18 protein-coding genes are annotated in these 18,829 nt (G+C 56.2%); 9 read left to right on the top strand and 9 right to left on the bottom strand.

Annotated features, from left to right (window positions below; genetic code table 11):
• The first annotated feature begins 696 nt into the window (after nt 1-696).
• Nucleotides 697-1,122 carry an ATP-binding protein gene (locus tag MBOO_RS05340; RefSeq protein ID WP_083756181.1) on the top strand — a complete coding sequence of 142 codons (426 nt, stop codon included), beginning with the start codon at nt 697-699 and terminating at the stop codon, nt 1,120-1,122.
• Nucleotides 1,123-1,133: 11 nt separating this feature from the next.
• Here the strand turns inward: MBOO_RS05340 and MBOO_RS05335 are convergent, their stop codons facing one another.
• The 4 genes from MBOO_RS05335 to MBOO_RS13010 form a co-directional block, all read right to left on the bottom strand.
• Nucleotides 1,134-1,496, bottom strand: coding sequence for a heavy metal-binding domain-containing protein (locus tag MBOO_RS05335; RefSeq protein WP_012106566.1), 363 nt, complete (start codon nt 1,494-1,496; stop codon nt 1,134-1,136).
• A 79-nt stretch (nt 1,497-1,575) separates the two neighbouring features.
• Entirely contained in the window at nt 1,576-2,325 is a 750-nt protein-coding gene (locus MBOO_RS05330) for an ABC transporter permease (protein WP_012106565.1), read from the bottom strand.
• 2 nt (nt 2,326-2,327) lie between these two features.
• On the bottom strand, nt 2,328-3,314 hold the full coding sequence (locus tag MBOO_RS05325; protein WP_012106564.1) for a daunorubicin resistance protein DrrA family ABC transporter ATP-binding protein: 987 nt from the start codon (nt 3,312-3,314) through the stop codon (nt 2,328-2,330).
• Nucleotides 3,311-3,811 (bottom strand): PadR family transcriptional regulator, encoded by a 501-nt coding sequence (locus MBOO_RS13010; protein WP_012106563.1) that lies wholly within the window; start codon nt 3,809-3,811, stop codon nt 3,311-3,313. The genes MBOO_RS05325 and MBOO_RS13010 overlap by 4 nt, the downstream gene beginning before the upstream one ends.
• Before the next feature lie 175 nt (nt 3,812-3,986).
• On the opposite strand from MBOO_RS13010, the gene MBOO_RS05315 reads away from it, so the two are divergent.
• The 4 genes from MBOO_RS05315 to MBOO_RS05300 all read left to right on the top strand — a co-directional run bounded on the left by MBOO_RS05315 (nt 3,987) and on the right by MBOO_RS05300 (nt 8,604).
• On the top strand, nt 3,987-4,490 hold the full coding sequence (locus MBOO_RS05315) for a hypothetical protein (RefSeq protein WP_012106562.1): 504 nt from the start codon (nt 3,987-3,989) through the stop codon (nt 4,488-4,490).
• A 217-nt stretch (nt 4,491-4,707) separates the two neighbouring features.
• Nucleotides 4,708-6,324 carry a putative manganese-dependent inorganic diphosphatase gene (locus MBOO_RS05310; RefSeq protein ID WP_012106561.1) on the top strand — a complete coding sequence of 539 codons (1,617 nt, stop codon included), beginning with the start codon at nt 4,708-4,710 and terminating at the stop codon, nt 6,322-6,324.
• Between the two features lie 104 nt (nt 6,325-6,428).
• Nucleotides 6,429-7,925 (top strand): MFS transporter, encoded by a 1,497-nt coding sequence (locus tag MBOO_RS05305; RefSeq protein WP_012106560.1) that lies wholly within the window; start codon nt 6,429-6,431, stop codon nt 7,923-7,925.
• A 106-nt stretch (nt 7,926-8,031) separates the two neighbouring features.
• Nucleotides 8,032-8,604 (top strand): hydrolase, encoded by a 573-nt coding sequence (locus MBOO_RS05300; protein WP_012106559.1) that lies wholly within the window; start codon nt 8,032-8,034, stop codon nt 8,602-8,604.
• 17 nt (nt 8,605-8,621) lie between these two features.
• Here the strand turns inward: MBOO_RS05300 and MBOO_RS05295 are convergent, their stop codons facing one another.
• Both MBOO_RS05295 and MBOO_RS05290 read right to left on the bottom strand, forming a co-directional pair.
• Entirely contained in the window at nt 8,622-9,518 is an 897-nt protein-coding gene (locus MBOO_RS05295; protein WP_012106558.1) for a rhomboid family protein, read from the bottom strand.
• Nucleotides 9,519-9,747: 229 nt separating this feature from the next.
• Nucleotides 9,748-10,365, bottom strand: a complete 618-nt coding sequence (locus MBOO_RS05290; protein WP_012106557.1) for an ArsR/SmtB family transcription factor — start codon at nt 10,363-10,365, stop codon at nt 9,748-9,750.
• Nucleotides 10,366-11,040: 675 nt separating this feature from the next.
• Here MBOO_RS05290 and MBOO_RS05285 point away from each other — a divergent pair.
• The gene (locus MBOO_RS05285; protein ID WP_012106556.1) at nt 11,041-11,694 is read left to right on the top strand and encodes a PrsW family glutamic-type intramembrane protease; all 654 of its coding nucleotides are present in this window, start codon (nt 11,041-11,043) and stop codon (nt 11,692-11,694) included.
• A 14-nt stretch (nt 11,695-11,708) separates the two neighbouring features.
• On the opposite strand, the gene MBOO_RS05280 is transcribed toward MBOO_RS05285, so the two are convergent.
• Nucleotides 11,709-12,572 carry a hypothetical protein gene (locus tag MBOO_RS05280; RefSeq protein ID WP_012106555.1) on the bottom strand — a complete coding sequence of 288 codons (864 nt, stop codon included), beginning with the start codon at nt 12,570-12,572 and terminating at the stop codon, nt 11,709-11,711.
• Nucleotides 12,573-12,625: 53 nt separating this feature from the next.
• Entirely contained in the window at nt 12,626-14,146 is a 1,521-nt protein-coding gene (locus MBOO_RS05275) for an amino acid permease (RefSeq protein ID WP_012106554.1), read from the bottom strand.
• Between the two features lie 362 nt (nt 14,147-14,508).
• Here MBOO_RS05275 and MBOO_RS05270 point away from each other — a divergent pair, with 362 nt between their 5' ends.
• The 3 genes from MBOO_RS05270 (at nt 14,509) to MBOO_RS05260 (ending at nt 17,672) form a co-directional block, all read left to right on the top strand.
• Complete coding sequence (locus tag MBOO_RS05270; RefSeq protein ID WP_012106553.1) at nt 14,509-15,552, top strand: sensor histidine kinase; 1,044 nt, start codon at nt 14,509-14,511, stop codon at nt 15,550-15,552.
• Nucleotides 15,553-15,556: 4 nt separating this feature from the next.
• The gene (locus MBOO_RS13395; RefSeq protein WP_012106552.1) at nt 15,557-16,492 is read left to right on the top strand and encodes a response regulator; all 936 of its coding nucleotides are present in this window, start codon (nt 15,557-15,559) and stop codon (nt 16,490-16,492) included.
• A gap of 112 nt (nt 16,493-16,604) precedes the next feature.
• On the top strand, nt 16,605-17,672 hold the full coding sequence (locus MBOO_RS05260) for a heparan-alpha-glucosaminide N-acetyltransferase domain-containing protein (protein WP_012106551.1): 1,068 nt from the start codon (nt 16,605-16,607) through the stop codon (nt 17,670-17,672).
• 18 nt (nt 17,673-17,690) lie between these two features.
• Here MBOO_RS05260 and MBOO_RS05255 read toward each other — a convergent pair whose 3' ends face one another.
• Entirely contained in the window at nt 17,691-18,665 is a 975-nt protein-coding gene (locus MBOO_RS05255; protein WP_157677606.1) for a ligand-gated ion channel, read from the bottom strand.
• Nucleotides 18,666-18,829: the final 164 nt, after the last annotated feature.

The following is an 18,829-nucleotide window of genomic DNA, read 5'->3' as shown; positions in this document are numbered from 1 at the left end:
CACTGGCAAACCTGAAAATGGAAAAACCGGTCTTAATGAAGAAAACCAGATCCATGAAACGCCAGACCCGCAAATACGATCAGATGGGCAAATGACGATGATGGGTACTTCACCCTCTCACCTCGTCATCTTACACGGATTGCGGGGACGAAATTTTGTGGTATATGGCAGGGCCGGATAAGAGGGGAGTCAACGAGTACTCTTTTACCCCGGTAGGATATGCAAATCAACTGCCTAAATATCAGAACCATATACCGATCCCCCCATTTTTTTCCTTCTCTCCGTCGGAAAAAAAGATTGCAATAGCCGCGTTCTGTTGGCCGATCCGGGCCCGGATGGGTAAAACTACGTGGCAAAAAGATCCTCGATTTATGGGCCTTTGGTAGCCAATATCTGACATCGAAAGCGGGCGTATTTCGGCAAACAGGGCTCATTTCAGGCTTCTTTTCCACGCGAACTCAATCCGGGCGTTTTACGGGCTTTTCCGGGAAGGAGCCGGATCGGAAATGGGAAATCCGGGCTCGATCTGGGCGTATTTTTCCACAGGGGAGCGTATCTTTCCCGGAGACGGTATTTGTGAGACAGCCCAGGAAGTCCCATGACGGATCCACCCCTGTACCCTCCCCTTAAATCCCGGCCTCTCCAACACTCGTACACGGATGGAATCACCCGGGCCGGTAACAGGAGAGGAGAGCCATCAACCATTTCGAGATAAAAATCCCGGCAAAAACAGAAGAGATCTTCCGTGTCACCGATGAGATCGAAGAGATCATGGGCGCACAGGAGTTCCCGCCGGGCGCGATCCGGGAGATAAGCGCCGCGGTAAAGGAAGTCCTGACAAACATCGTCCGGCACGGCTATAAGGGCAGGCCCGGTGAGATCGGGATCCGGTGCACGGCAACACCCGCAAAAGTAACCGTGGAGATTGCCGATTCCGCACCGGCGTACAACCCCCTTCAGGCGCCGGGCCCGGATACAACCGGGGGAATCGGGATCGCATTTATCCGGCAGGCCGCAGATATCGTGACCTACCAGCATAAGAACCACCGGAATATCCTGACGCTTGTCCGGGTAAAGAGAAACGGAGAACCCGATCCCGCATCAGGCTTAAAAAAAGAGTGAACTGCCTGACGTCATCCGAGCCGGACCGGGCTTGCCGCTCCCGTCTCCGGCTCAACAACGACCGCGGTGCCATACGCAAGCACCTCGGTCATGACCCCGCCGGTCTCGGACGAGTCAAACGAGACCCCGATCACTGCGTTTGCGCCCATTGTTGCGGCGTGCTCTTTGAGCCGGTCGAGTGCCTCCTGCCGTGACTGGTTCAAAAGCTGCGTGTATTCATGGATCTCTCCTCCCGCAAGCGAACGCAGTCCGGCAGTGATGTTCCGCCCCAGGCCCCGGCTCCGGACTATCAGGCCCCAGGTAAAGCCAAGGGTCTTTGTGATCTTATGGCCCGGCAGGTACGGCGTGCTGACAACAATAATCTCATCGCTCAATTGAGGTTCACCTGTCAGAGGAATTGAACGGAGGAACAAAAAAAGTATCGGTAGGAGTGCAAAAAAGGGTTGCCCGGAATTACACCGAGACTTTCCGGAAGAGGTACGCTCCCACGAGCGTCATCGCAACCGCAAACCCGCCGATCACCGCGGCGCTCACCAGCGGGTTTATCTGCGAGGCCCCGGTCAGGCCGTACCGGATCCCTTCAACGCCGTACGTGAGCGGGTCGAGCAGGGTGACCGGCTTAAGCCATGCAGGCAGGGAGCTGATCGGAAAGAGCGCTCCTGAAAGCCCAAAGAGCGGGAAGACGACAAAGTTCATGATCAGCTGGAAGCCGGTCATGTCCTCCATCCTTGAAGCGACCGCGATCCCAAAGGCGGTAAACGCGATCCCGACAAGGATCATGAAGGCGAGCGCAATGAAGAACCCGGCCGGGTTCTGGATCCGCAACCCGAGGAGCACGGCGAGCACCATAATGATGATTCCCTGGATCACCGCAGTTGTCGCCCCGCCGGCAGTCTGGCCAAACATGATCTCAAGCCGTGTTACCGGGGCAACAAGCGTCTCTTTCAAAAACCCAAACTGCTTGTCCCAGATGATCTGGATGCCGGAAAAAACCGAGGTAAAGAGCACGGTCATCGCAACCATGCCCGGTATCAGGAACAGGATGTACTGCTGTCCGAGCGATGCGGCGCTCACCACCGAGTTGAGGCCAAAACCCAAAAAGACCAGAAGGAAGAGCGGCATGGCGATGCTGCCCACGATACGGCTCCGTGAGCGGACATACCGCTTCATGCTCCGGAGCCAGATGGTGTATACGATATCCATGGTTAGTGCCTCATCATACGGAAATGCATCCGCATCGAATCCTTGCGGCTGATATCCTCTTCACGGATGGTCTTTCCCGTGTAGGAGAGGAAAACGTCTTCGAGCGTTGGCTTGTGCACCGAGATCGAGGTAATCTCGATCTGCTCAGCGTTCAGGCGGGTCACGATCTCGCTTAAATGCTGCTCGGCATTTTCAAGCGTCAGGATGATCTCGCCCTCGCGGGTCTCCTGCCGTTTTACCCAGGGTACAGGGAGCGCGGCTGGGATCTTTGCCGTGTCCGGCGAGTGGATGGTCACCACGTCGCCACCGATAGCATCCTTGAGCCGGGCCGGCGTGTCCATGGCAATGATCTTCCCGTGGTCGATGATCGCGATCCGGTTGCAGAGCCGGTCTGCCTCCTCCATGTAGTGGGTGGTGAGAATAATCGTGATGTTCTTCTCCTTTGCTAAGGTCTCGATGTACTTCCAGAGCAGGTTTCGTGTCTGTGGGTCAAGGCCGATGGTGGGCTCATCCAAAAAGAGGACCTGAGGGTGGTGCAGGAGTCCCCGTGCGATCTCCAGGCGCCGCCGCATCCCGCCGGAGAACGTCTTGACGATATCGTTTCGCCGGTCATAGAGCTCCACGAGTTTGAGGAGCTCATCGGTGCGCTGCTCGCGGACCTCTTTTGGGATCCGGTAGAGCCGGCCGTGGAAGTCCATGTTCTCCCACGCGGTCAGTTCCTCGTCAAGGCTCTGGTCCTGGAATACGATCCCGATTGCCTTTCGCACGCCATCCTGATCTTTCTGGATATCAATCCCCATGATCGTGGCAGATCCCGAGGTTGGTTCAAGGATGGTGGAGAGCATCGAGAGCGTGGTTGTCTTTCCTGCGCCGTTTGGGCCAAGCAACCCGAAGATCTCGCCCTGCTCGATGGCAAAGCTGACCCGGTCCGCGGCAACAAGGGAGCCAAACGATTTGGTCAGTTCGTGTACTGCAACTGCTGTAGTCATGTCCGGTTCACACTCTTTTTAAGTTCGTCGCGGCAGCGCCGGAGGATCTTCATTGCCTCCGGCTCATTTTCTTTCTGCACCTCATCAAGGAGCGTCTTTATCTCGAAGAGCAGGTTCAGCTCAGGGTGGATGGTATCGCCAAATATCGCGGTAATCACCTGGCGGTAGTGTGCCATTTTTTTGTGGTGCTCCCCGCTGTGGGCCCGGATCCGTTTGAGCGTCTCCTTCCCGAGGGGGGTAAGACAAAAGACTGCCCGGGCCCGGGCGCCGGTGGTCTTTGGGACCGAAACAATCTGTCCCTCCTCTTCAAGCTGGTGGAGCAGGGGATAGAGCGTGCCCTTGCTTGGGACCCAGTTTCCCTCCGTGAGCTCCCCGAGTTCCTTGAGGATATCATAGCCGGATTTTTCTCCCTTTGAGAGCGAATGGATCACATAGAGGGCAAGCAGGCTCCTTGCCCGCTCGCTTTTTTTTGCTGCAAACTGTAACAGGCTGGTCATGGGTATGATCGTTCGGTTCCGAAATAGTTCTATTTCGAACTATCATGGTTTGGCAGGAACAAAAGATAAACATTCCGGATCGGGCAGCGGGTCTTCCCGGAAATCTGATCCCCCGCAGGGACATTCCCGGCCGGACCAATGGGTTTTATAGGGGCACTTATAAAAAATCAGGCAGATGAGCCTGCAGGAAAAGGGCAGTGAGATTTACACTTACTGGAAGGATATCATTTTGTTTTTTGGGGGGCTCGCTTTGGCATCCATCCCCATTGTCGTCACCCTGTTTCCTGACACCGGGGCAAAGGACCTCCCGTTTTCCCTGATGGCCCTTGTTTTGCTGGTCCTGGTAACCGTATTCTGGCCGCTGGCATTTCTCATCTGGGGCTTTATGTCCGGTTTTCCCTTTTACGGGAGGGCGGTACCGGCAGGATGGTACCCCGGTGAACCATTGCAATGGGCAGAAATCCAGATGTATTACCAGCGCTATCGAAAATATATTCTTGGAGTCATCGCAGTCAATATGGTTTTTTTCTTCTGGCTTGCGGGTTACATCCTCCTTAATGAAGGAGGTAATATTCACAATATGGCTGAAGACACAAGCGGACTTATCCTTTGTTCATGGTTGATAATGATGGGGATGCTGGCGCTATTTTTTTGTCTCATCGAGGGTACTCATTCCTAAAAAAATGCGGTTTTTTCCGTCAAAAAGTCATATTCAACCATTGCATTTCATCCCACATACTCATCGCATCTGATGAAAAATTGCCGGCTACAAGGCACTTAAAGGATCCGGGCATACCACCTGATCTGGGAAAAAAACTGCCGGGCCCGTACCTTATGAACCGGGAAAAGCAAATGATAAATCAGCATTACCATCAGGCGCGAAAAGGAATCTTCCCATGACCCAGATCTACTGCTTTGGCCATCGCCAGCCCGACACGGACAGCATTGCAAGTGTGCTCGGGTACGCGGATTTCAAAAACCGTTCCGAGCCGGGCCGGTACGTGCCGGCGCGGTGCGGGGAACTTAACGGCGAGTCAAAGTTCATGCTCGAACGCTACGGTGTGGCCGCCCCGGCGTTTATTCCCACGGTCGAACCCACCCTTGCCGATATCACGTATAAGCCGGTCTTTGCCCTTTCCGAGGATGTCCCGGCCGTGGACGTTGCCGCCCTCATGGCAAAGGAGGAATTACGAAACGTGATCATCACGGACGCAGAGGGAAAACCCGCCGGGATGATCGGGGAGCACGCCCTTGCCAATGCCTACATCGATACCCTGCACCTCGCCACCCTTGCAGTGACACCGGTGCCTATCGGGACGCTTGCACGGATCCTTTCTGCAGAAGTCCTGGTCAGTGCTCATGCAACGCTTGAAGGCCGGGTGTATATCGCGATCGATGCCCTGCATGTCACTCTTGCAAAGATGACCGAGAAGGATATTGCGGTTGTCGGGGACAACGAGCCGGCCCAGCTCGCACTTGTCTCGGCAGGGATCGCGGCGCTTATCATTGCGGAAGGCGCGCCGGTGGGAAGCCGGGTCATTTCAGCCGCACAGCAGCACCGGGTCTCGGTCCTTTCCACAAAACTCGACGCGTTCGGGGTGGGCAAGATGATCAACCTCGCGCTTCCCGCCCGGGCCATGATGGAGACCAGGGTCCCGGTCCTTGCCTGCACCGAAACGATCGCAAAGGCCCGCCAGGTTGTTGCTGGTTCCACGTTCCGGGCAGCGTGCGTTGTATCGCCGGACGGAAAACTCCGCGGCATCCTGACCAGGACCACGCTGCTCGATGACGTGCGCCGCCCGGTGGTTTTGCTCGACCACAACGAGGCCTCGCAGGCAGTCCCCGGGATCGAGGAAGCTGACGTAGTGGAGATCATCGACCACCACCGTCTCGGGGCGATCACCACGCTCCGGCCCATCCGCTTCTTCAACGACCCGGTCGGGGCCACCTCCACGATTATTACCATGAAGTTCCGCGAGGCCGGCCTTAGCCCGTCACGGGAGATCGCAGGGATCCTGTTGTGCGGCATCCTTTCAGATACGCTGGGCCTGCGCATGTCCACAACAACCCACCAGGATCAAACTGCGGTAAAGTACCTGGCGGGGATTGCGGGGGAAGACGCGGAAAAACTCGCAGTCGAACTCCTCGAAGCCGGCATGGACCTCTCGGGCGTACCGCTTGATGCCCTCCTGGCCCGGGATACCAAGCTCTTCACGCTTGCAGACCGGAGCGTGGAGATCGCGCAGGTTATGGTACCGGCCTTTGCATGGAACCGGGCCCGGGACAGCGAGATTGCCGCGGCGCTTGAAAAAGCCCGGGACAAATCGGGAGCCGCCCTCTCGCTTGCCCTCTTTACCAATATCCCCGAAAACGCAAGCGACCTTTACGGGGCCGGCGATGCCGGGCTGCTTACGAAAGTCTTTGGCACGCCTCTTCCCGCCCGGCTTCCCGGGGTAATGTCCCGAAAAAAGGATTTTGTCCCATGGCTGGGTGAAAAACTCAGGAAGTGCTGAAAACACCCCCGGCATTTTCCGCAAAGGCCGGGGAGATTTTTCTTTTTTGGTCCTTTCATAAAACAGGTGCTTTTTATCTGTGATTATACAAAACGTGTAATCTGTTGAAGTTCTCGTTACCCTCCCTCCGCCCGCTTACGGATCCCGGCAACATCCCAGCCCAGCACCTTATTGTAGCCACGGCTTCGCTTGCCTCGCTGATGGGCGCGCTCGACATGAGCGTGGTCAACATCACCGTCCCTTCAATTATTAAGGCGTGGCAGATCCCGGTGGGCGTTGGCACACTCATCATCATCTCGTATATGCTCACGATCACCGGCCTGATCCTCTTTATGGGAAAACTGGGCGACCGGTACGGGTTCCGGCACATGTTCCTGCTGGGCCTTGTGCTCTTTGGCCTTGGATCCTTCCTGTGCGGGATCGCGCCGGACATAACAAGCCTGATCGTGTTCAGGATCCTCCAGGGGGCCGGGGCAGCGATGTTCTCTGCGATCGGGCCGGCGATCATTACCACGTACCTGCCGGTCTCGGTCCGCGGTAAATCGCTGGGGCTTTTAATCGCCATGTCTGCGGCCGGCTATGCTCTTGGCCCGGGTATCGGAGGCTTTGTCTCGCAGTACGCCGGCTGGCGGTGGATCTTCTTCCTCAACCTCCCCATCGTCCTTGCCACCCTTGTATTGAGCTGGTACTGCCTCCCGTCCGCGTCCGGGACCACCGAACAAAAACCCCTCAATTTCACCGGCCCGTCGCTTTTTGTCGCGGCCCTGGTGCTCATGCTTGCGGCATTTACGTTCTTCCAGGTACCGGGCACACCGGACGCGGTGCTCCTGCTCCTCTTTATTGTCGGCGCGATCATCGGCGGGATCTTTATTATGCGCGAGCGGCATAACCCCGATCCCCTCATCAACCCGGCGCTTGTACACAACCGCGATTTCTGCCTGGGCATCCTTGCCTGCCTGATCGTCACCACCCTCTTTTCCGGGGTCACGTACCTCATGCCGCTGTACCTGATCAACTCCCGGCACCTTGACCCGTCGCTTGCCGGCCTGATCATGACTGCCCCGGCGCTCCTTTCGATCCTTGTTGCCCCGGCAGCCGGGAGCCTTGCCGACCGGCACGGAAGCATTCTTATCTCCATGGCCGCAGTCGGGCTTGCCGCCGGTGGATTTCTCATCTTCTTTACCTTTAACCCCCTCACCTTTGTGATTGTAATCGTGGCCGGCATGCTCATCACCCGGGTCTCCACCGCCGCGTTCTTTGGCCCCAATGCCCGGCTGGTCATGGGCCACTGCCCTCCCGATTCGGTGGGAGACGGGTCAGGCGTGCTCATGACCGTCCGGCACGTGGGCATGGTTGCCGGGATCGCCTTTTTCCAGAGCGTCTTTGCCATCCGCATGTACATGGCCGGCATCCCCCGGGACGGTACGCCGCTTGTCGCAAAGCTGACCCCGGCCCTCTCCGTGCTCGGGTACCAGGCCGTGTACCTGGTCGCGTTTGTCCTCTGCATTGCCGTGGTTGTCATTATCCGCGTGACCCGTGATGTGCCGGACAAGGAGTACGCCGCGGAGTCCGGGGTAATTCCCCCGGATGGCATGATGTAGCCGGCAGGGAAGGGCGCCGGACTGCCCAAAGAACGCCCCGGAGAACGGGCCTGCAGTCACCACAGTGCATAAATAACAGCCCGCACCCTACCTTCCCGTGATCACTATGCCGGAACTCAGTCTTCCCAAAAAAACAACCGCACTTGTCGTTATCGATCTCCAGAAAGGAATTGCCGCCCGGCCTACAGAGCCTCATTCTGCAGCAGATGTCATAAGAAACGCCGCCCGGCTGGTTCAGGCATTCCGGAAAAATGCCATGCCGGTCTTCCTGGTGCACGTGGTCTCGACACCGGAGACCATGCTTGCGGTAACAAGCGATACAACCTTTTCCCGGCCCGGGACCATGCCCCCGGACTGGTCGGAATTTGTCCCGGAGATCGCGCCTGTTCCCACTGATGTGATAATAGGAAAGAAACAGTGGGGTGCATTCTACGGCACGGATCTCGAACTCCAGCTCAGGCGGAGAGGAATGGATACGATCGTGCTGTGCGGGATCGCCACCGATTACGGTGTGGAAAGCACGGCACGCTTTGCCTACGAGTACGGCTTTGAGCAGGTATTTTCTGAGGATGCGATGGCCTCGATGACCGCAGAGCAGCACCATGCCGCAGTAAACTTTGTCCTAAAACGGATGGGCAGGGTCCGGACCACGGATGAGATCCTTGCCGCGATCGGATAATTGTTTCCTGCCGCACCTTACCTTGAGATCACCTCTTTTTCATCGGAGAAATACGCGAACCCTTCGAGGTACGCAAACAGGAAGTACCCGGCAAGGATGCCTATAACAATGCCTGCAAGATGGAGCGGGATGCCTGCAGTCACGCTCAGGTTGGCCAGCCGCTCGGGGAAGAGATTCCAGACAAAAAACGCAAAGATGGCAATGATCGCCACAGTGATAATGCGCGAAGACCAGGAAAATTCCCCAAGAACGCGGTACAGGTCGAAAAACTGATCACGGTAGTAAAAGACACACAGTGCACCAAGAACGACAAAGAAGACAAGAAGGGAAAGGAGCAGGGCGTTTCTGCCCGCATGGTACAGGAGGATGTAGCGTGCCACGATGCCGGCGGAGAGTGCCAGGATAAAAAAGAGGATAAGCCCGTAATAATGGCGCATCCTCTGCTTGGCGGTATGCTCTAAGTACAAAAGCCAGAAAAGCAGGAGGAGCCCGGCAAGGGCCGAATCTATCCCTGAAAGGCCGGCATAGTAGGTTGTTGTGGCATTGAAAATGGCAAATGCCGCCCCAAAGAGCACAAAGATGACGACAATGATCTTGCTTGCCACAAGATAGAGCCGCTTGCGGTTGACCAGTGTTGCAAGCACCAGTCCGTACACGGCGATCAGCAGGTAGGCAGTTACGTTTGCAAGGAAATGATCAAAGTTCAGGTGGACAAACGATGAAGTGAACACCTGGTAGAGATGGAAATTCTGCATGTCGATCCGGAGATCGGCCCGAAGCCCGGGATTAACGGTCACCAGGTACTCGATCAGGGTGGTGATCGCCGGGATGATAAGGACAATCGCGAGGTAAAAGGTAAAGAGCCGGAGATTGACCCTTGACCGGGCATCCCGGATTCTTGTATATACGCTCATGGCTGCTTCCCGTGAGTTCCTGTTGCCCGGTATATCGGTCATACGGGTATATGAAGAAAGGGTGTGAGGGGGACTGAACCTTAAAAAAAGGGAACGGTTTTGCATACGGTGCCGCGGGCTGCAGGTGCCGGCGCACACACAAGGACAATCCGAAAAACAAAACCGGTGCGGCGTGTCCTGCTACACCGGGAAAAAGGGAAGATTGTTGTATTGTCCAAAGACACTGATTTCAGGCCCGGTTTTTCCCATATTCGAGCACTTCAGTACCGGCAAACACAAGCAGGGTTACGATCCCGGCAAGGACGAGGGCCGGGACAAGGGGCGAGGGATATGCGGCAGGCAGTGTCGTACCCTGCCAGATCGAGCCGGATATGCTGCCAGGCGATCCGGGCGAGAATGTGACAAACGGCTGGACCACAAAGAGCCCAAACGCCACAATAAAGATCCCGCAGAGGGACGCGTATTTCAACAGCACCGCCCGGAGTGCCGGGCCGGATACCATACCGGGGGCTACAATGAAGACCTGGTTTTTAAGCCGGTACACCTTCATCTTCTTGCCCTTGACGCTGTACCGGGTATTTGCGATCTCGATAAGCCCGGCGTTTTTGAGGTTCTCCACATGGTACTTTGCCGCATTGGTGGAGAGATCCATCCGGGTGGCAATATCCGAGAGCTTCATGGGCCCTTCGGTCGAGAGAAGGGACATGATATCGCCGGCGTTCTGGTGCGAGATGGCTTTTGCGATATTCTGCGCTTTTTCCTGTCCTGGTTCAAGAAAGACGATCTCTTCTTCTACTGCAGCAGGGGCCGCCGGCCCCATGCCTGGTTCACTGGGTATCCCGTTCATATATCCCCCGTGGCCCGCAACTGTTTTTTTTTAAAGGAAAATCCCCGGACGGGAATCTTCCCGGTGTCTTATTGCGTTCCACTGATATGATTTTAGGTAGTCCACTGCCGCAATAAACTCATGCATAACTGAAAAAAAATCTTCACTTATCAGGAATTGAGGTGGACAGGGACAAATAGGAAAGTCCCAAAAAATCACAGGCACCTGCTTTTTTTAGTACCCTTACGGTTGAGAGGGAATGAAGGGGGCACCCGGCTGCCGTGGCGCATCCGTCGGGCCGGCAATTTTTTTTTATCCGGGGGGATAATAGAGGATCCGGTAAACCCGGCTGGCCCGGGCTTTACCGGAGAATCCGGTATCATGACACCAAGGTGAACCGGCTTTAGTATGCATTACCTGATTTTTTGCCGGCGTCCGTATAGTGCCCCATTCAAGCAAATTTTCCCTTGTGCAGAGGTTTTCTCTCAAGCGCGCCAGAATCTGGCAGATGAATATGGAACAATAAGGCTGTTAAATGCCCGGTTAACGAAAAAAATTCTTTCACTCTAAAAGGTTTAATAAAAAAACTGCCCTGTTTCCTGCATCATAATCCGAATCAAAGAACTAAACATCCGGTACGCAGACATGAATGGTACTGCCGGCGCCAGGGTGCCCGGCCGGACGCGGTGATGCACGTTGGACCTGGTACTTGCGGCAGCCTACCTCCTCCCGTTTATTTTTCTCGCCGCATTTATCGGGAGGATCGACACGCGCTTTGTCCTCTTTGTGCTCTGGGGCTGTGTTGCTGCAATCCCGGCCCTTCTTCTTGAACCGGTCCTTGCTTCCGCATTCCAGTCCGATATCCCCACTGCGATCGCCTCCATTACCATCTCGCCGCTTGTAGAGGAATTTTTTAAAGCCCTGCCCCTGCTCATCCTGGCACTTGCCGGGATATACCAGAAAGACCGGGAGATCTTTTTTTGCGCCATGGCCTCGGGAGTCGGGTTTGCCGTAGTAGAGACGGGCCTGCTTGCCTCAACAGACCTCTTTGAGATCCTTATCCACTCGTTCTCTACTACCCTCATGCACGGCTGCACGTGCGGGATTATCGGGTACGGGATTGTGATTGCCGATCATTTCGACCGGCGGGCGTTTGCCGCTCTCGTGTTTGGATTTTTCACACTCGCAGTCACCGTGCACGCGATCTACAATACTCTTGGGACCACATTTTTTGGCGTACCTGGGATCTGCACAGACCTCATCTTCCCGGTCCTCCTGTTCTTTATGCTCCTTGCCTGCTACCACATCGATCTCGTGGCGCTCCTTACCCACCGGGCGGCAGAGAACTAAAAAAAACATGGGGGTTACGCTGCGGGATCCGGGGAGCCGGCCCGGTCCTGCTCCCGCACCGCAACGTAATCGAGGAGGCCAAGCGTGATCAGGGTAAAGGAGGCAGCGATCAGGGGGCCGACAATGCTGAGGAGATCGTAAAGGGATACCATTCCCGTCGAGCCGGTTACACCGGGCAACAGGGACAGGGACGGGTAGTATACAAGGATGGTCTCGCGCAGGCCGTACAGCATTGCCGCAAAACACCGGATGCAGATCCCGGCCCAGAGCAGGGGGTAGCGGAAGAACCCGTAGGCAATTGTCACCGCGATCAGCTGCTCCACGATGAGGAAGCGCACAAGAAGCATGACAGTCCTTGTCGTGATGCCATATTCATCGATCACCATGAACGGGACAATCAGGAAGAGCAGGAGCAAAAGCCACGGGAACCATGGATTTTCCTGCTCCTTTTTTCCTTCGATCTGGAAGGCCGCGATAAAAAAGATCATAAATCCCAGGAACGAGAGCTCGGCAACGCTCGTATAGACAAAGGGGCGGGCCAGGTCACCGTCCCCGGTGAGCGGCAGAATTGAGAAGAGGTACCAGAATATTGTGGCAAGCGCGTACTCCCCAAAGGCAAAGGCAGCAAGGAGCAGCAGGATCCGGCCCGACCAGTACCGGTACGCGTACAGGCACAGGCACATGCAGGTAAGGGCAATGCCCGCTTCAAGGCAGTGGCCGGCCAGACGATACAGCGGGAGCGGGAGCACAAAAAAAAGCGCCCCAAAGACTGCACAGAGCACAAAAAGACAAAAGAGAAGGTAACGCGCCGGGCGGTGTCCCGCAGGTGTCCCGGCGGCCGCCATGGTTCCAGGTCTGATATCCTCATCGCCCTGCATTGGTGTACCGTTCCGGTGTACGCGCTAGAGAACCTTGCGGTCAGGCCGGCACATTACGGTCCCTGCTGCTGCCCGGGGCCTGCCGGTGCTGTATCGGACACCAGAAATTCCGTGCCGGCGGGGGCCGGGTCGGAGAGCGTACAGGTCTTTTTTACAGATGTGGCAACACTTTTGCGCATGCCATAGAGGAAGTAGATCGCAAGACCAAGCACAAGCCAGGCCACAAACATGAGATGGGCATGGGAGCTGAGGTTGAAGATCAGAAATACACAGGTGCCCACACAGAAGAGGGGTACAAGGGGTACGGCGGGGCAGCGGAACGGGCGGGAAAGACCGGGCTGCTCTACCCGGAGCAGGAGGATACCGATGGCAACGATCGCAAATGCCACAAGCGTGCCCATGTTCACAAGCTCCGCTACGATCTCAATGGGGAAGAAACCGGCAACGCAGGAAGTGACGATCCCAATAACAAGGATCACTTTTACCGGCGCCTTTGTCTTCTCGTGGAGATCGGAAAAGAACGCCGGCAGGAGACCGTCCCGGGACATGGCAAAGAAGATCCGGCTCTGCCCGAACAGCATGACAAGGATAACAGAGGTCATGCCGCAGAGCGCGCCGACCGAAACAATAAACGCCCCCCATGAGAACCCGATCCGGCCCAGTGCGTAAGCGATCGGCGCATTGATTGCATCGGGCCCGGCAAGTTCTGCAAACGGTACAATGCCGGTCAGGATCACGCCAATTACGATATAGATGACAATGCAGATGAGAAGGGAGCCTATCAGCCCGAGCGGCAGGCTCTTCTGCGGGTTTTTTGTCTCTTCGGCTGCCGTGACCACTGCGTCAAACCCGATAAAGGCAAAAAAGAACAGGGCAGCACCCGAGAATACCCCGAGCCATCCGTTCGGCGGCATAAAGGGTGTCCAGTTCGCCGGGTTAAGGGAAAACAAGCCCAGCACAATAAAAAATGCGATAACGGCAAGTTTGATGGCAACAATGATCGCGTTTGTCCGTGCACTTTTTTTGGCCCCCCGTACCAGAAGCAGGGTGAGGAAAAGGACAATAAGTACGGCAGGGAGGTTGATCAGCCCCCCGCCCGCGCCCGGCGGGCTGGTAAGAGCCGGGGGCAGCACAATCCCGACAGCCTTAAGGAGGGCAGCAAAGTACCCGGACCAGCCAATCGCTACCGCAGAGACCGCAAGACCGTACTCAAGAATGAGATCCCAGCCGATGATCCATGCCCAGATCTCGCCAAGGGTCATGTAGCAGTAAGTATAAGCGCTCCCGGCAAGCGGGATCATGGCGGAAAATTCCGCATAACAGAGAGCAGCAAAAAGGCAGGAGATACCGGCAATGACAAGCGAGAGCGGGAGAGCGTTTCCCGCATGGAGCCCGGCAACAAGGCCCGAAAGGACGAAGATTCCCATGCCGATGATGCCCCCGATCCCAAGCATGACAAGGTCAAACGTGCTCAGGGTCCTTGACAGGGATTTGTTCCCTTCGGGATCCGGTGCGGATCGTTCTATGGGCTTTTTTTTGAATATGGCATGACTGAAGAATGAATTTTTATCCATCGGGCACCCCGATTTTTTGGCACTTTTCCGGGTAAAACCGGATGCGAGACCGGAGAACCCTCGAATAAAAGTAATCTCTGCCTTCATTTTTAAAAAGAAACGGATGAGTGAAAAAATAATTTCACCCATACAGGGCCGGATTGCAAAAATATGCAAGAATTCCGGCAAAAAACCTTTCCCTGCCGGATCAAAAAAGATTCCGGACGGGATACCTGCCGGCTATCCATGAAAATCGTGCGTTAACATGGGGATCCGGTCGTAAAAACTGCAGGAATTTTTTCACTCATCGCCGTATTTATGCAATGGGGAGGCAACAAAGGGAGTAGAAAAAAGCCCCCTTTTTGGCCAACGGGACGGGGGCCGTGGTTTACGACATGATCCTTATTTCCGATCCTGACATCCCGGTGGCAGTCAACCTGCTCATGTGCATAGGCATCGTTATCGTGAGCGTGTGGGGCTACCTTCGGATCAAAAGGTTTACCCCGCTGTATTTCGGGTGCGCCTATACCCTTTTTGCAGTGTCCCACGTCCTCCTTCTTGCAGAAAGCGGGCAGGTCCCGGGACTTGAGTTTTTTATTTTGAGAACTGCCGGGTACGCGTTTGTGGTATTCGGGCTCTTTGCGATTCTGACCGACATCATCCACCGTACAAAAACCGAGGAGGAACTGGCCCGGCTCACTGCGCAGCTCGAGGACCGGGTCCTGGAGCGGACAGCGGAGCTCGCACGCTCAAACGACGCGCTCATCTCCGAGGTCTGCCAGCGCACGATTGCAGAAGAGCGCTTAAAACTCATCCTGCACGAAAAAGACGTGCTCATCAAAGAGATCCACCACCGGGTAAAAAACAATCTCCAGGTGATCGTAAGCCTGCTCTACCTCCAGGCAAAGGCCACCGGGGATCCCACCTGCGCTGCCGCGCTCCTCGACAGCCAGACCCGGATCAAGTCCATGGCGCTGATCCACGAGAACCTGTACCAGTCCGGGGACTTTTCTTCCGTTGACCTTGACCGGTATCTCCGTAATCTTGCCGGCAACCTCATGGTTGCCTATGGTACCGACCCGGGCGGGATCCGGGTGATCACCGAGGCAGAGGATGTCCGGGTCACGGTCACAACTGCCATTCCTCTGGGGCTTATTGCAAACGAACTGATCGCAAACGCCCTCAAGTACGCGTTTGCCGGGCGGGACTGCGGAGAGATCACGCTTACCGCAAAAAAAGAGAGAGCGCAGATCACGCTTGCGATCACGGACAACGGGCGGGGGATACCACCTAATCTCGACTGGGAGCATACGCCCTCCCTGGGCTTTAACCTGGTACGGATGCTTGTCCGGCAGCTCAAGGGCGCAATTACGCTTGACCGGACACAAGGTACGGCGTTTGTCATCACTGTCCCGTGCGAGGGGTAAAACCATGGAGAGAAAAACACAGATACTGATCGTAGAAGACGAACTTATCGTTGCCGAGAACCTGCGCCTGGCACTTGCCGGGATGGGGTACGAGGTTCCCGAGCCCGCAGGGGACAGCAGCACGGCAATAGAACGGGCTGCCAGCCTCTGCCCCGACCTGATCCTCATGGACATCGTGCTCGAAGGATCGGGCCTTGACGGGATCGAAACTGCAGAGAGAATAGCAAAGATCATGGATGTCCCGGTCATCTTTGTCACCGCCCATTCCGACAAAAAGACGTTATCACGGGTAAAAGCCACCGGGCCGTACGCCTACATCCTCAAGCCGTTCAACGAGCGGGAACTTGCCTTTGCAATCGAACTTGCCCTGGAGAGGTACCGCCTTGATTGCGAGATAAAAAAACGCGATTCCCTGCTTTTGGCCACCAGTTTTGCCATAGAATGGTTCCTGCGCCGCCAGCCCCCGGTGGCACAGGCCGATCCCGCGTACGAGAAAAACCTCTCCGCAGGCATCATGGATATTCTCGAACATATCGGGTTTGCCGTACATGCGGCAAGCGTGTGCATCTTCCGGTTGAACCCGGGAAACGGGGGGCGGGACGGGGCGGCCGTGCAGTACCTCTGGGTGGATCCCGGCGTGACAGCAAGCGGGAAGGTCTCGTTCTCCCGCTCCGACAACCTCACGTTCACAACCCTCCTGTGGCGATCGCTTCTCGGGAGCGGCAATGCCATTGCCTGCGATGTGGAGAGCCTGCCCGGGCACGAGCGGCAATTTTTTTCAGACCGGGGGATTGCTTCTGTTGCAGTGCTGCCCCTGTTCCGGAACGATTCGCTCTGGGGCTTTGTGGGATTCTCCGATATCACCAGCCGCGAGTGGTCGGACAGCGAGATGGAGGCACTCCAGATCGCCGGGAACCTTATCGGTGCAGTCCTCGGATAAGGAAAAATCCCGCAAGCCCGCCCTGGTTTTCTTCCCCAAACAATTTACTGCAAATATCTTTTCACTGTACACAAGCCCTTTTTTTGTGCAGCAATAACGATGTGGGATAACCATGTCATCCGGGGTCTGGCCGGTATCCGGTAAAAAATTCCGCGATCGCCCGGTCGATCTCCTCCGCGGGATTGCTATCGTACTGATGGTGGGGGCAAACACCATCCCGTACCTTCTGGCACCACCGGTCCCGTTTGGCATCCGGGTCCTTTCCTCGCTTGCCGCCCCGCTCTTTATCCTGCTCTCGGGAATGATGGTTGCCCTGTCCTGTACGCAAAAAAGGCGCCCCTTCCCTTATTTCCTCATCCGGGGCGGGATGGTGATCCTTGTTGCCGCCCTGCTTGAAGCGCTCGTCTGGGACGTTGTCCCGGGAGTCAGCATGGACGTCCTGTTTTTGATCGGGATCTCGCTCCCGGTGGCGTACCTCTTCCTCTGCCTCCCCCGCCCGGCCCGGTGGGGGATCGTAGCTGCCATCTTCTGCCTGACCCCGTTTGTGGAGTTTATCGTTGGCTACCCGGCACTCCCGCTGCAGGTACCGCTTGCCGGCTTCTGGGATGCCATCGCAGGAGGGCTTCTCCCTGCCGCAGCCGGGGACTGGATCGCGGGCGGCTGGTTCCCGCTCTTTCCCTGGCTGGGTGTTGCGCTCCTCGGGGCCGAGCTTGGAACAGTCCGCTGGACCCGCGACGGTATACAATCCTTTGCAACCGGCAGGGCTGCAGCCATCGCGCTCCTGGTACTGTGCTCCGGCATCCTGCTCTGGGCAGCATATCCCGGTACACAGCTGGCCAGGTACGGCTATGCCGAGCTCTTCTACCCGCCGGTGCCGGGCTTTTTTGTCTTTGCCGCCGGGGCGATCCTGTGTCTTTTTGTGATCGCTGACTGCATCCCGCCGGCCCGGATCCCGGCCCCGCTCACGCTCATGGGCGGGTGCTCTCTTGCCATCTACGTGCTCCACTCGGCAGTGATCGCGTGGATCATTGAACCACCCGGCATCCTGCTCCCGCTCCCGGCCTTTCTCTTGTGCACCGGTGTCTTTCTTTTCGGGATGTACGCTTTTGCCTGCCTCATGAACCGGATCCGGGGCATGGCCGGCGGGTCGTTTGTGGCAAGGTTCCTGTGCGGAGGATAAAAAAAGGGAGATCCTGACCTATCCGCTGACAATGAGCACGACAAAGAGCAGGATATAGAACGAGATTGAGATCGCCGGGATGATGCGCAGCGACCAGTAGTTAACCTGTTCGATCCGCCGGGAGTTTTTGTCCTCGGTAAACTTGAGGAGCAGGATACCGGAGACGCAGACCATAACAAGCGTTGCGTACGTGATGATCATAAAGAGATCAAGGAAGGTCGCATAGGCCACAAGGGGAATGGCATCGGCAATGCGCCAGTGGATCAAAACGGCAGCCAAAAACATCGAGCCGTTGAGCCCGAGGCGCGAGGAGGTCTTCATCAAAAGCGACGCAAGGGAGACGATAATGATGAGCGTAATAGGCAAAAAGAACTTCAGCAATGTTGAGGCGGTATCCCGCTCTATCCCGTTAGAAAAGGTTACCCGGGAATAGGGGACTTCGCCTTCTACATAGGTCCGGTTGGTGACTTCTGCGGACATGCCGGTGAGCGACCAGCCCGGGAGATTTGCCTCGTCATCAAGGCCGGTATTGTTCCCATCGATAACAAAGACCAGGTCTTTTTCCGTCAGGATCGTCGGCTCGATGATGATCGGGAGGGTATGATTGTCAAAGGGGTACCGCCGCAGGTCGGGGTTTGCGGTCATCTCCGCGTACACGCGGTAGTCCTTTTCCCCCGGAGTATCCGTGATAGTGGAGACCGATGTTGCATGCCCGTTCATGAACTCCAGGTCGTTGATCGAGATATTTGCATCTGACCGGAGGCTGAGATAGAAATTGGTCGAGTATGTCCCATCCCCGACGGAAAACTGCCTGACATCAACCACATATACGCCGATGTACACCACATGGGGGCCGGTTGTAACGACCGGTGCCGCCGCAGAAGAGCCACTGTCGGCTGCAACCGGGAGGATCAGGAGCAAAAGAGAAAGGACCAGAAGGAGCAGGAGGACGGATCCTCTTTTGCGCAGCCGCACTCCGGTAAAGAACCGCATAGGAAATGATGTGAAGGCCATGAATGATAAAACCAGCACAGTTGTTCCTCCCGTGTATCCCCGCATGCACAGGAGTTAAAAAAAACCGGTGATTAAATGCAGGTTTTTTTGCAGTCAACGCGAGCCTTATCCGCCGGGCAGGAGATGGTGAATCAGGGAGTGGC

Source organism: Methanoregula boonei 6A8 (assembly GCF_000017625.1).
GTDB classification, from domain to species: Archaea; Halobacteriota; Methanomicrobia; order Methanomicrobiales; family Methanospirillaceae; genus Methanoregula; species Methanoregula boonei.
Note: the sequence above shows the minus strand (reverse complement) of the source record. Positions and strands in the feature narration are given on the sequence as shown.

Bases quoted from the DNA above. Each gene is read 5' to 3' on its own strand.
- MBOO_RS05280 (WP_012106555.1), bottom strand. From the start codon at position 12,572: ATGCAGGGCGATGAGGATATCAGACCTGGAACCATGGCGGCCGCCGGG.
- MBOO_RS05255 (WP_157677606.1), bottom strand. From the start codon at position 18,665: ATGCGGTTCTTTACCGGAGTGCGGCTGCGCAAAAGAGGATCCGTCCTC.
- MBOO_RS05275 (WP_012106554.1), bottom strand. From the start codon at position 14,146: ATGGATAAAAATTCATTCTTCAGTCATGCCATATTCAAAAAAAAGCCC.
- MBOO_RS05295 (WP_012106558.1), bottom strand. From the start codon at position 9,518: ATGAGCGTATATACAAGAATCCGGGATGCCCGGTCAAGGGTCAATCTC.
- MBOO_RS05310 (WP_012106561.1), top strand. From the start codon at position 4,708: ATGACCCAGATCTACTGCTTTGGCCATCGCCAGCCCGACACGGACAGC.
- MBOO_RS05290 (WP_012106557.1), bottom strand. From the start codon at position 10,365: ATGAACGGGATACCCAGTGAACCAGGCATGGGGCCGGCGGCCCCTGCT.
- MBOO_RS05315 (WP_012106562.1), top strand. From the start codon at position 3,987: ATGAGCCTGCAGGAAAAGGGCAGTGAGATTTACACTTACTGGAAGGAT.
- MBOO_RS05325 (WP_012106564.1), bottom strand. From the start codon at position 3,314: ATGACTACAGCAGTTGCAGTACACGAACTGACCAAATCGTTTGGCTCC.
- MBOO_RS13395 (WP_012106552.1), top strand. From the start codon at position 15,557: ATGGAGAGAAAAACACAGATACTGATCGTAGAAGACGAACTTATCGTT.
- MBOO_RS05330 (WP_012106565.1), bottom strand. From the start codon at position 2,325: ATGGATATCGTATACACCATCTGGCTCCGGAGCATGAAGCGGTATGTC.
- MBOO_RS05260 (WP_012106551.1), top strand. From the start codon at position 16,605: ATGTCATCCGGGGTCTGGCCGGTATCCGGTAAAAAATTCCGCGATCGC.
- MBOO_RS13010 (WP_012106563.1), bottom strand. From the start codon at position 3,811: ATGACCAGCCTGTTACAGTTTGCAGCAAAAAAAAGCGAGCGGGCAAGG.
- MBOO_RS05300 (WP_012106559.1), top strand. From the start codon at position 8,032: ATGCCGGAACTCAGTCTTCCCAAAAAAACAACCGCACTTGTCGTTATC.